At 26.9% G+C, this 12,972-nt stretch carries 12 protein-coding genes and 1 other annotated feature; of the genes, 8 read left to right on the top strand and 4 right to left on the bottom strand.

Going from position 1 to position 12,972, the window contains the following annotated elements; all coding sequences use genetic code 11:
* Window positions 1-20 precede the first annotated feature (20 nt).
* From IC175_RS02050 to IC175_RS02015, 8 genes are all read left to right on the top strand, one after another.
* Window positions 21-1,169 carry a THUMP domain-containing class I SAM-dependent RNA methyltransferase gene (locus IC175_RS02050; RefSeq protein WP_227435943.1) on the top strand — a complete coding sequence of 383 codons (1,149 nt, stop codon included), beginning with the start codon at window positions 21-23 and terminating at the stop codon, window positions 1,167-1,169.
* 147 nt (window positions 1,170-1,316) lie between these two features.
* Window positions 1,317-2,696, top strand: coding sequence for a hypothetical protein (locus IC175_RS02045; protein ID WP_227435946.1), 1,380 nt, complete (start codon window positions 1,317-1,319; stop codon window positions 2,694-2,696).
* 28 nt (window positions 2,697-2,724) lie between these two features.
* Window positions 2,725-3,423 carry a cell wall metabolism DNA-binding response regulator WalR gene (gene walR, locus IC175_RS02040; RefSeq protein WP_227435949.1) on the top strand — a complete coding sequence of 233 codons (699 nt, stop codon included), beginning with the start codon at window positions 2,725-2,727 and terminating at the stop codon, window positions 3,421-3,423.
* 2 nt (window positions 3,424-3,425) lie between these two features.
* Window positions 3,426-4,859: a cell wall metabolism sensor histidine kinase WalK gene (gene walK / locus IC175_RS02035; protein WP_227435951.1), complete on the top strand. Its 1,434-nt coding sequence runs from the start codon at window positions 3,426-3,428 to the stop codon at window positions 4,857-4,859.
* 21 nt (window positions 4,860-4,880) lie between these two features.
* Window positions 4,881-5,621, top strand: coding sequence for a tRNA pseudouridine(38-40) synthase TruA (gene truA / locus IC175_RS02030; protein WP_227483137.1), 741 nt, complete (start codon window positions 4,881-4,883; stop codon window positions 5,619-5,621).
* 105 nt (window positions 5,622-5,726) lie between these two features.
* Window positions 5,727-5,934, top strand: a binding site (T-box leader).
* A gap of 262 nt (window positions 5,935-6,196) precedes the next feature.
* Window positions 6,197-7,396, top strand: coding sequence for an argininosuccinate synthase (locus IC175_RS02025; RefSeq protein WP_227435954.1), 1,200 nt, complete (start codon window positions 6,197-6,199; stop codon window positions 7,394-7,396).
* Between the two features lie 397 nt (window positions 7,397-7,793).
* Window positions 7,794-8,846 carry a BtrH N-terminal domain-containing protein gene (locus IC175_RS02020; RefSeq protein ID WP_227834423.1) on the top strand — a complete coding sequence of 351 codons (1,053 nt, stop codon included), beginning with the start codon at window positions 7,794-7,796 and terminating at the stop codon, window positions 8,844-8,846.
* Between the two features lie 226 nt (window positions 8,847-9,072).
* Window positions 9,073-10,236 carry a MerR family transcriptional regulator gene (locus IC175_RS02015; RefSeq protein ID WP_227435959.1) on the top strand — a complete coding sequence of 388 codons (1,164 nt, stop codon included), beginning with the start codon at window positions 9,073-9,075 and terminating at the stop codon, window positions 10,234-10,236.
* A 55-nt stretch (window positions 10,237-10,291) separates the two neighbouring features.
* Here the strand turns inward: IC175_RS02015 and IC175_RS02010 are convergent, their stop codons facing one another.
* From IC175_RS02010 to IC175_RS01995, 4 genes are all read right to left on the bottom strand, one after another.
* Window positions 10,292-10,672: a DUF4363 family protein gene (locus IC175_RS02010; RefSeq protein WP_227435961.1), complete on the bottom strand. Its 381-nt coding sequence runs from the start codon at window positions 10,670-10,672 to the stop codon at window positions 10,292-10,294.
* A 2-nt stretch (window positions 10,673-10,674) separates the two neighbouring features.
* Window positions 10,675-11,334 carry a DUF421 domain-containing protein gene (locus IC175_RS02005; RefSeq protein ID WP_227435963.1) on the bottom strand — a complete coding sequence of 220 codons (660 nt, stop codon included), beginning with the start codon at window positions 11,332-11,334 and terminating at the stop codon, window positions 10,675-10,677.
* A 107-nt stretch (window positions 11,335-11,441) separates the two neighbouring features.
* Window positions 11,442-12,413 carry a 3'-5' exonuclease gene (locus IC175_RS02000; protein WP_227435965.1) on the bottom strand — a complete coding sequence of 324 codons (972 nt, stop codon included), beginning with the start codon at window positions 12,411-12,413 and terminating at the stop codon, window positions 11,442-11,444.
* 40 nt (window positions 12,414-12,453) lie between these two features.
* Window positions 12,454-12,804: a hypothetical protein gene (locus IC175_RS01995; protein ID WP_227435968.1), complete on the bottom strand. Its 351-nt coding sequence runs from the start codon at window positions 12,802-12,804 to the stop codon at window positions 12,454-12,456.
* Window positions 12,805-12,972 lie beyond the last annotated feature (168 nt).

The following is a 12,972-nucleotide window of genomic DNA, read 5'->3' as shown; positions in this document are numbered from 1 at the left end:
TATAGGAAACAGGAGGTTTTATGAAAAACTATACATTAATATCGCCATGTTTTTTTGGAATGGAAAAAATGTTGGCTAGAGAAATTACTAATTTGGGATATGAAATAATAAAAACAGAAGATGGAAGAATAACATATAAGACTGATGAATTTGGGATAGCAAAATCAAACATGTGGTTAAGATGTGCAGAAAGAGTACATCTTAAGATTGCTGAGTTTGAAGCAAAAAGCTTTGATGAATTATTTGAAAATACAAAAAGGATAAATTGGTCTAAGTATATACCTTATGGAGCTCAATTTCCTATTTCAAAAGCTTCTTCTATAAAATCAAAATTATACAGTACACCAGATGTACAAGCTATAGTAAAAAAAGCTATTGTAGAAAGCTTGAAGAAAAGTTATTTAGAGGATGGTTTGCTTAAAGAAGATAAAGAAAAATACCCTATATTTGTATTTATACACAAAGATAAAGTAACTCTTTCAATAGACACAACAGGAGATGCTTTACATAAAAGAGGATATAGAGAAAAAGCAAATAAAGCTCCAATAAGAGAAACTTTAGCTTCTGGACTTATCTACTTAACTCCTTGGAAAGCAGGTAGGACTTTAGTAGACCCTATGTGTGGTTCTGGTACTATATTAATTGAAGCAGCTATGATAGGTATAAATATGGCACCTGGATTAAATAGAGAATTTATATCAGAAAAATGGAGAACGCTTGATAAAAAGATTTGGTGGGATGTAAGAAAAGATTCTTTTAATAAAATAGACAATGAATCTAAATTTAAAATTTATGGATATGATATAGATGCAGAATGTATAGATATAGCTCGAGAAAATGCAGAAATAGCAGGTGTAGATGAATATATAGAATTCAATGTAGGAGATGCAACTGAGTTTGAGAGTGAAGAAGAATTTGGATTTATAGTTACCAATCCTCCTTATGGAGAACGATTGGAAGATAAGGATAGTGTTAAACAATTATATAAAGAGCTTGGTTATGCATTTAGAAAGTTAAAAAATTGGTCATATTATCTGATAACTTCCTATGAAGAATTTGAATATGAATTTGGACAAAAAGCAGCTAAAAAGAGAAAATTATATAATGGTATGCTAAAAACTAACTTTTTCCAATATCCAGGGCCTAAACCTCCTAGAAATAATAATTAGATTTTATATTTATCATAAGTTTTATCAAAATATAAAGTTTTGTTAAAATAAGTAAAACCTTATGAGGATTTGAAACGTCTAACTATTGTGAGGAGATTTTTGCGAGAAAAAAGAAAAATTTAAGATTGTAGGATTAGGAGGGGTTAAATGAAGTTATTAAAGCTTATTATTGTATCAGGCTTAATGATGTTATTTGTTACTGGATGTAATGTTAAAACTGAATCTCCAGAACAATTGGCAAAGATACCTAACTATGATGATACAAAAAAAGTATTGTACGATGGTATAGATCAGCTACTAAAACCAGACTCATCTATGATATTGCCTTCTAATACAAAAGAGGTAGGAAAAATAAATAAGGTAGATTTAAATAGTGATGGAGTTGATGAATTAGTAGTATTTGAGCAAAAAGAAGATTTAAGTAATAATGTTAATAAAGTAGGTTTTGTAACTTTAAGTTACAATGGTGAAAAATATGTACTAGGAGACCATTATTTAGAAAATGGAGAATCAATAGAATATGCTAATTTCTATGATTTGGATTCAGATGGATATAAGGAAGTTATTTTACTTGTTAAATCCAAAGATAAAACTAATATGCATATATACAAAGTAAGGGATAATGAAATCACAAAAGTATACGATTTAGATGCTTCTTGGATTCAAAATAAAGAAGATTTTAACGATATGAAGGTAAAGATTGGTTATATAGATGGAGATGACAAGATAGATATATTAATGCTTCATTTGAATAATAAAACTAATGAGATGTTTGCAACTGTTGCAAATTTTGATGGAACTATGAAGGTTAAGGATTATGTCAAATTTGAAAATGTAAAAAATCTAAATGAGTTATATATAACTCTAGGTAATGTTGCTTCATCTGTTGGAAATTCAGCTGCATCCATCAAAGGTGTTGTACTAGATATTCCCATGTTAAAAGAAAATAATTATATCACACAGATATTATATATGAAAAATGATAAAATTCAAAAAGTGTTTAGTGATTATGATAAAACTATTACTAAACCTTATTACATACCTGTTGATGATGTTGATAAAGATAAAATTATAGAGATACCTATAGTTGCTGGAGGGAATAGAAATACTTATACCTCTAAAGCATCTGCTAATATAAGTTGGTACAGATGGAATGGGAAAGAAGATTCTAATTCAAAATTAATATTTATAAGCCAGATATACTATAATTATAAATACAATTTTAGATTATTTATGCAAAATAATTTAGTAGATAAAATAATTGTTGAACAAGAATTTGTTGGGGAAAAAGCTGTATTTAAATTTTACTATTTTGATTATTCAGAACGTAAGAATTTATTTAATATAATAGTAGAGAGTAAAAATAAACTTGAAGATAGAAAAAGTGCAAATACACAAAATTCTATTGTACTTCAAGAAAGCGATGAATATACTTTTTTACTAACTATAAATGATGCAAATGAAATGGATAAGTTAGATATTACGATAGACGCATTAAAAGAGTATTTCTCATTAATATATGGTTAATATTACACTCAATTGGAGGTTTTATTTTATGAAGGAAAAAATACTTATACTAGAAGATGAAATTGGAATTAGAAGTTTTGTCAGTATAAACTTAAAAAGAGAAGGCTATGAAATAGTTGAAGCAGGTACTGGTAGAGAAGCTATAGAAAAAATGACAACAGAAAGTGATATTACAATAGCTCTTTTAGATGTAATGCTTCCAGATATAAGTGGGATAGAGGTTTGTAAGTTTATAAGGGAAAATTTTGATCAAGTTGGGATAATAATGCTTACTGCAAAAGCTCAAGAAGATGATAAAATAGAAGGATTTATTTCAGGAGCAGATGATTACATCATAAAACCATTTAGTATAAAGGAACTTTTAGTTAGGGTTTCTGCTCTTATCAGAAGAGTTGCAAAAGATGATTCAAATGTTAAGTCAAGTGAGATAGTCTCGCCACCATTTATACTTGATATAGATAAAAGAAAATTATTTAAGAATGGTAAAGAGATTGAACTTACTCCAACAGAATTTTCAATAGTAAAATATTTGATATCAAATGCTAAACAATCATTAAGTAGAGATCAGATATTAGATGAGGTATGGGGAACTAATTATTTGTATGATTTTAAAATAGTAGATGTAAATATAAGAAGGATAAGAAATAAAATAGAAGATGACCCATCAAAACCAAAATATATACAAACTATTTGGGGTTATGGATACTGTTTTAGAAAGGAAGAATAATAGTGTTACATTTTGAAGGTCTGAGAAAAAAAGTAATAAAAAACTATTTTATAATAATTATTATAATGGTAACTCTGTTTGAAGGGCTATTCATGTTTTATATACAAAACTATTACTATGATTCTGTTAAACAGTTACTTGAATCTGAAATAAAATACGCTGATGAATATAATGCTATTACAATGGAAACTACAAGCTTTGAGAAAAAAGTTAAAAATATTTTTGATAAACAGCCATTAACAAAGAATTCAGAATTTGGGATTTCGATAATAGATAAGAATAAAAATGTTATATTGGACCAATATGGATTTAAAAGTAAAGAAAAAGCAAATTATGAAGATGTAGATAATGCATTAAGAGATGTAAAGACTAAAAATTTAACACCATATACTTATAAAATACCAGATACAGGAGAGCATGTCATGAGCATCTCCTTACCACTCAAAGTAAATAATATTATAGAAGGTGTTGTTAGATATACTGTTTCATTAGATGGAATTGATAACGCCATATTAAAGCAAGCTACATGGCTTATATTGGCGGGAATATTTATACTTATTATAGCTATATTAATAAGTCTCAAATTTGCTGAGACTCTTATAAAACCATTGAGAGAGCTAAAGAAGTTTGCAAACGAATTAGCTGTAGGAAACTACAATATAAAATTGGAAAATATGAAGATTGTAGATGATGAAATTGGTGATTTAGCACAGACATTTGAACATATGGCACATGAAATTGATAAGAGTGAAAAATTGAAAGAAGAATTTATATCTTCTGTATCTCATGAGTTGAGAACCCCTCTTACATCTATAAAGGGATGGAGTGAAACATTAGGATATGAAAGTATAACTAGAGAAGAGTTAGATTTAGGTCTAGGTATTATACAAGATGAGACAGAAAGACTTATAAAGTTGGTAGAAGAATTATTGGATTTCTCAAGGCTTTCTTCTGATAGGATAAAGCTTCATATTGATATAGTTGATGTTGAAGGATTAGTTGTTGGGGTTGTAAATCAGTTGAAAGTTAAAGCAGCCGAAAAAGATATATCACTTTTATTTGAATTTGAAAATGAATTCATAGAAAATATCCAAGGAGATAAAAATAGACTAAGACAAGTTCTTATAAATTTAATACAAAATTCATTTAAATTCACTAGTCAGGGTGGTTACATAAAAGTTGTAGCTTCTCAGGATGAAGATATAACAACTATATCAGTTGAAGATAATGGTTCAGGTATAGAAAAGCAAAATTTAAATAAAGTTTTAGATAAATTTTTCCAAGAGGATTACAACAAGGCTGGCAGTGGATTAGGTCTTGCAATTAGTAATGAAATTGTAAAACTTCATGGTGGAGTAATGAAAATAGAAAGTGAAAAGAATGTTGGAACAAAAATAACTTTTAATATAAAAAATAAATTTGCTAAACAGGCATAAATTCTTAGAAAGAGGATTAAGATGAGAAATATAAAAATGATAGTAGCATATGATGGTTCAAGATACAAAGGTTATCAAAAATTAGGCGATAATGACATGACTATACAAGAAAAGCTTGAGTCTGTCTTAAGTAAAATGGCCAATGAAACTATTGAGATAATTGGTTCTGGGAGAACTGATATGGGAGCACATGCAAGAGGCCAAGTTATAAACTTTAAAACAAATTGTATGGATTCAGTAGATAAAATTCAAAAATATCTATATGAATATTTGCCAGAGGATATAGTTGTAAAAACTGTTGAGGAAGTTGATGAAAGATTTCATTCAAGATACAATGTAAAATCAAAAACTTATTTATATAAGATTGATAATAACAAATATCACAGTCCTTTTATGAGAAAGTATGCTGCACACATAAGTAAAAAATTAGATTTAGATAGGATGAGAAAAGCAAGTGAGTATTTAATAGGAGAACATGATTTTACTAGCTTTGCTTCTTCTAAGTCTAAGAAAAAATCTAATGTAAGAGAAATTTACTCAATAAATATAAAAGAAAATGATGATATTGTAGAAATATATATAGAGGGAAATGGATTTTTATATAATATGGTAAGAATAATAGTAGGAGCATTAATAGATGTTGGCCTTAAAAGAAAAGCACCACAAGATGTTAAGCATATGCTTGAGTCGAAAGACAGAAGCAAGTCATCAGACACCGCACCAGCTAAAGGACTATGCCTTTGGAAAGTAAAATATGAGTAAGCTTAAAGAGAAAATATTTTAAAAAGAAAATAAATTATATAGTTGACATAAATGGAAAAATAAACTATTATATATTCTATAAGAGATGTCTAAAAAATTTGATATTTAAATCCGATGAAAAAGAGAGTAACTTTTATGTATTTTATAGAGAGCTGAGGATGGTGGAAGCTTAGCAAATAAGTATTAGTGAAAAGAACTTTGGAGGATGCTAATTGAATTTAGTATGTTAGTAGGTAATCTCGCCTTAAGAGAAAGAGTGGATAAGTTTATCTTATCAATTAGAGTGGTAACGCGGATATATTTCGTCTCTTGGTTTTTCCAAGAGGCGTTTTTTAATATATTTATTTACTAATATGTATTTAGTAGTTATACATTTACTGATTGATTAGCTAAGTTTATCAATAAGAGTGGTACCGCGGATATTTCGCCTCTTAGTATTTAAAAATACTGAGGGGTTTTTTTAGTATTAAAATGATTTTATAAGAATCTATATTTTTAAAGTCATTCAATATTAAGAGTTTCTATTAAAAAATAAAAAATATAAAATTATAATTTAAAATTGGGAGGAATTAACAATGAAGGAAAAAGTAGTATTAGCATATTCAGGAGGACTTGATACATCAATTATAATACCTTGGTTAAAGGAAAATTATGAAGATATAGAAGTTATAGCTGTTTGTGGAAATGTGGGTCAAGAAGATAAAATGGAAGATGTTTATGAAAAAGCTTTACAAAGTGGAGCATCAAAAGCCTATGTAGATGATATAAGTGAAGAGTTTGTGACGGAAACTATATTTAAAGCTGTAAAAGCAGAAGCAAAATATGAAGGAAAATACTTATTAGGAACTTCTTTAGCAAGACCTATAATAGCTAAAAAATTAGTTGAAGTTGCTCATAAAGAAGGAGCAAAATATATATGCCATGGATGTACAGGAAAAGGTAATGACCAAGTTAGATTTGAAGCTACAATTGCAGCCCTTGACCCAACTATAAAAGTTATAGCTCCTTGGAGAATATGGGATATAAAATCAAGAGAAGATGCTATAGATTATGCTGAGAAACACAACATAAAAGTAACAGCAACTAAAGCTAAAATATATTCAGTAGATGCTAACCTTTGGCATGTATCAACAGAAGGTGGAGACATAGAACATTTACAAAATGAACATAAAAAGGATGTATATAAACAATGTGTAGACCCTGAGGATGCATGTGATGTAGCTGAATATGTAGAGGTTTATTTTGAAAAAGGTGAGCCTAAAAAGATAAATGGTGAAGAATTATCTCCAGTGGCATTAATTCATAAATTAAATGAGTTAGGTTGTAAGCATGGAATTGGAGTTATAGATATAGTTGAGAATAGACTTGTTGGTATGAAATCAAGAGGTATATATGAAACTCCAGGAGGAACAATTCTTTATGAAGCACACAATATTTTAGAAAGTGCTACTTTAGATAAAGACACACTACACTTTAAGCAAATGATATCTTACAAATATGGAGAGCTTATTTATAATGGATTATGGTACTGTAAATTAAGAGAATCTATAGATGCATTTATGGAACAAACTCAAGATAATGTTACAGGGACAGTAAAAGTTAAACTTTACAAAGGTAATATAAAACCTGCTGGAATATTTACTGAAAATGCACTTTATGATGAAGGAATATCTTCTTTTGGAGATAGTGAACTTTATGACCATAAAGATGCAGAAGGATTTATTAATTTATTTACTTTACCACTAAAAATTAGAGCTATGAAGGCTGGGAAATAATAGAATATAGTAAATTAAAATTATTAGAGTATATAAGAAACGTTTTTTAGTTTTTTATATACTCTTTTTTATATAAAATTATTATATTATTTGTAATAATTTATTTGATTACAATACAAGAAATTTTAAAACTTATTTTTCTCAAGATTTTCTACTTATTTACAAGCATTAAAAGTCTAATTTTATTATAAGTTACACAATATGAATACTTATTTTTGAATTTTGCCATTGACTCTCACATTATAGGAGGGTTTATACTAGGTTTAATTAAAAATATACATGAAAAAGCTACTAATCGTAGAAGGCAATAACCATATCATTTGAAATTATAAAGATATAATTTATGAAAACACTATTAATTCCATAATGAAATTATTTATAAATGGAGGTAAATTAAATGAGGAAAATAATTGAAATAAAGCACCATTTACATGATTATGAATGTATGTGGAATGGTATAGAAGATATATATATGAATAAAATGGGTGAATCTCTGCCAAATGATTTTTTCTTTTTATTATCAGGTTTTGGCTCGTTTTGTTATCTAAAAACAAATAAAAAAGAATTAAAGAGAATGGTTGCTTTGGGGGATGGAAGAACCAAAAAAATGTATGAATTTTTAGCACCTATTGTTGGTTTTGAATATAAACACTATGAGTTTAAAAAGTATGAACAAGCTTTAAAAAAAGCAAAATCAGAAATTGATTCTGGTTATCCAGTTGTTTTAGGAGCCTTAGATATGTATTATCTGCCATATTATGAAAAATTATATCATAAAGAGCATATTCCTTTTCATTATGTGCTTATGGTAGGGTATGATGATATAGAAGAAAGAATATATTTATATGATTGTGGGATAACTGATTTAATCTCTATTTCTTATGATGAACTATGTGAATGTATGAATTGTAGTTATCCTGGATTAAGCAAAGCGAATACAATTTGTACAGTTAGAATGAATAGTTCAAAGAATAAATATCAGATTGCTCAAGAAGCACTCGCTATAAAGCGTGATATGTTTTTAAATCCACCTACAGGGTTTTTAGGATATAAAGGTTTTGAAAAGTTTATCAAAGAATTGTCACAATGGAAACATGAACTGGAAAAAGATGACTATGATAGGATTTTAGCTAATATGGTTATGTTTTTTGGAACAGTACCAACTATTCCAAATGCAATCAAAGGAATTGAAGAACCAGATAGTGTCGAATTTAAAGGTGGTTTTGATAAAATGAGCAAGATGCTTAAATCTATTGGAACTGAATACAAAAATGACTGTTGGGTAGAAGTAGCAGAGATTTTTGAAGAAAGCGCAATTATAATTGAAAAAATATCTAATATAATAATAGATTATTTATTGAATAAGGCTGATGAAACTGAAAAACTTCCTTTACTATTTTCCGAAATTTTGAAACAAATGAAATCTGGATACTTAATGTTAGGTATATGAATATAGAACAAGATTTCTTTTTAATAAAAAGTATATTAACTAGATAATCAAAATTTAAATATGAAATGAGTTCAAAAAATCAAATTATATATTTATAAAGTGTTGACTCTAACACCACGTTATATTGTAATATGAAAACATAGTTTGAAAATATTAATAAATACTGATAGGTATATAAATATTTATTAATATTCGTAGCTGTAAAATAAAATTTTGAGGTGAGGCAATGAGAACAGTAAAACAAGTTTCAGATTTGACAGGAATAAGTGTGCGCACATTACATTACTATGACGAGATAGGTTTATTAAAACCAAGTGAAATTACAGAAGCAGGGTACAGGTTTTATGATGATGAAGCTATTAAAACGCTTCAACAAATTTTATTTTTTAAAGAGCTTGAGATACCTTTAAAAGAAGTTAAAGATATAATGTTAAGCCCATACTTTGATAAAATGCATGCTCTAGAAAGTCAAAGAAAGCTACTTATTATAAAACGTAAAAGATTGGATAGTCTAATAGAAATTATAGACAAAACGTTAAAAGGAGAAAATGTAGTAAACTTCAAAGAATTTGATATGAGTGAATATTTTAAAGTATTAGAGGAATTTAAAATAGAGCATGAAGATAAAGTAATTAAAATTTATGGTAGTGTAGAGAAATATAATGAACATATTGAGAAGTTTAAATCTAAAGAAGATGAAATTGCTAAAATGGCTATAAAAATATATGGAAGTATTGAGAAATATTCTGAGGCTATAAAGAAAAATTTTAATAGTGATATATTGACTTTAGCAGAACAATTTGATGAATTTAAAAAAGACTGTTTGGAAGATAATCATCCAAAATTAAGTGAACTATATAAAATACTTGTAGCAGATTTAAATAAAAATCCTTTATCAAAGGAACTTCAAAAAATTGCTAAAGAGATAACAGATACATCTAAGAAAGATTATGAACTTTTTAATATGGAGTATGGAGATGATAATTGGTATAGCATGGTGCAAAATTATTTACTAAATCCTATATGGATAAAAGAAGTTGATAAAAAGTATGGTAATGGAGCGTGTAAATTTATTGGAGAAGTTTTGAAGAGTTATTTAGGTAATAAACAACCCAAAATAAACATATTATATGAAAAGCTTGTGGCAGACTTAAGTAAAAATCCTTCTTCAGAAGAGATTCAAGATATTGTTGGAGATATAGTATATGAAACTAACCGAATGAATGAATTTTACAAGATAGATGAAGGAGAGAATCATTTAGATTATTTGTCAGAACTTTATTTACAAAATTCTAGCTATATACAGGTGACTGATAAGAAATATGGTAAAGGAGCATCCAAATTCATTGGAGAAGCTCTAAAAATTTATTCTGATAGTAGTAAATTGTAAATAAGCAAATAAGGATATAGAATAATTACTTTATCTATATCCTTATTTGTGACTGTTAAAATATATAATTTATATCAAACTTAACACTTTCAACAATATTTCCTAAATATGTTTTTATGCTTTCAACTTCTTCTAAAGATTTTAATTTATTTTCAGTATAAATTGCTTTATCAAGAATATTAAATTTTAGACCTATTTCGTCAAAGTATTCATGATTTAAAACTTTATACCAATGATTTCTTTCTTTAGACCATCTAGTAGATATAGAATCAGCTTCTTTTTGAGCTTTTTCCCATTCTTCATTTTCTATAGATTTCTCTAATATAGACATATTGTTTTTGTAATCTTCCGTAAAATCATATAGTTTATTATTAACATAAAATCCAAATAGCATAAATAAAACAGCCCATAGTATAACAAATGTTGTAGATTTCAATATTAATCACCCTTCTTATTTTGAATAAATATTTTGTCATTTTCATCTAAAACACAAATAAGAACATCTTTAAAAGTTTCTATGTGGTTAGACTTTAAGATACCCATTAACCAGTTAGTATCTTTTTCAGCCATATCAAGATTTTTATTTATTATTTTACCATCCAAAATAAGTGGAATTGGTAAATGGTTAAAAGCTCTTGGAGGAGTACTATTATAACTTGATGCTGGAACCACACTTAAATTACCATCAGTCTCTAAAATAGCATATTGTACATCTTTTATGTTGAAGTAACCTTGAATTCTCAATTGTTCTAACAACTCATCTATACTAACTCTTTCTTTTTTAAGTTCATTATATACAATCTTTCCTTTGTCAATTAAGACAGAAGGTTTACCTGATAAAAATGAACTTAATTTTCTGCTTTTTAAGGATAAAAATGAAATTAGAGTCTGCATAATTACAAGGCCAGTTATTGCTGCAACACCATTTATAATTGGTATATTATTATTTTCCATTGGGACGGATGCAACTTCTGCAATTAAAAGTGTTATGACCAAGTCAAAACAGTTCATTTCAGCGATTTCACCTTTTCCCATGACTCTAAGTGCAATCAACACTGTTATGTATAATATAATACTTCTTATTAATACCACTGTCATATCTATCAATTACTCCTTTAAAAAATATTTATACTAAGTTAGTATATCCTATATAAAAAAAATAATTCAGATTATAAAAAATACCTTAAACAATTGAATTCAATCATTTAAGGTACTCTTGATAATCTCAATATTAAATTTTTTATGGATTTTCTATTACTTTTATTTATCTTAACTACAGATTCAACAAAATTCTTTTTATCACCTAATTTCAATACAAAATCAGGATATTCTTCAAATTCATTGAGCTTTATTAATTTAAAAGAAGAAGATAAGTTTTTGAAGTTGATAATTTTAGAATTATTTACTAATACACTTCTTTTTTTAAAATAAATGTCTTTTTTACTTATATTTAATATATTGAATATTTGTTTAAGATACATTATTATATCTTCTGGAGTCTTATCAAATTTAAGTTCAAAATTTTCATCCTCAAAATAGGGAATATAATATAAAGGATTTTTAATAGGAGGAAGTTTATTGTATAATTCTTCAAGTGTATTAGTATCTTTAGGATAGTTAAGGTAAAAGCATTTACATACATTCATTAAATCCAAAGCATCTGAAAGTGAATTATGTTTAATTTCTCCCTCTACAGAAAAAATCTTTTTCATATTTAGTAAAGATAGTTGCTTAGATAAGACTCTATTTTTATATGTAATATGCTGAGATATAAAAGGTTGAATATCAATCATCATATTGAATAACTCTAAGCAGGTACCCGCATATTTATATACTCTAAAGGAATTTAGAAGACCAGCAATATCAAAATCACCCCAATTATATATTGTAACATCGCTAAATTTTTTAAACCATTTGAAAAAATCATCCATAACATATAAAAGATTAGGAGCATTATTAATTTCTAACTGGTTTAATTTAGTGAGTTTTTTACACTTAAATGAAAGTATTTCATTGTATTTTGGTTTAACTAAAGAATAATAATCATCAACTATATTAAAGTCATTATCTACCAAAACACAACCTATTGAAATCAATTCAGCTCCACTATATTCTAGCTTGTATTTATTATCATCTAATATATTAAATTCAAAGTCTATAAATAACTTGTATTTCATAAATTAAAAGCACATCCTCATAGATATTTATTTAATGAGATTAAGCGTCATAAGAATCAATTGATATAATGATTCTGAACATCAAAGGCTCATTACAACTTTTATTTATTTCGTAATTTAAATCAAAGGAATCTTTTAAGATAGAATTTATAAGTATTCTTTCCCAACCTATTTTTAGATTAACCTTAGCTTCTAACAATTTAGTTTCTATCTTTTTAAATATTTCTATATTCGCGGGTATTATACTGAGTTCAATATTACTTTTAAATGGGTTAGATTTTAAATCAGTTATAAGAATGTTCTTTAATTCTTCTGTAAGTTCAGAGATTAAATTATTGCCTATATATTCTTTAATTATTTCTTCTCTAATTTCTCTTAAATTTAGCAACATTAACACCTACTACTTGTATTATAATATGCAAAGTATAGTAAAATTTGATTAAGTTTTTTTATTATACTTGCAATAGTAGCTTTTTCCTTTCTGTTTATTTTTATATGATTAATCCATATTAGAAAACTACTAATATGCTTATAAAGAATAGTTTGTTGTATGTTAAAA

The sequence above is a fragment of the Clostridioides sp. ES-S-0123-01 genome, from assembly GCF_020658415.1.
Classification (GTDB): Bacteria; Bacillota; Clostridia; order Peptostreptococcales; family Peptostreptococcaceae; genus Clostridioides.
Note: the sequence above shows the minus strand (reverse complement) of the source record. Positions and strands in the feature narration are given on the sequence as shown.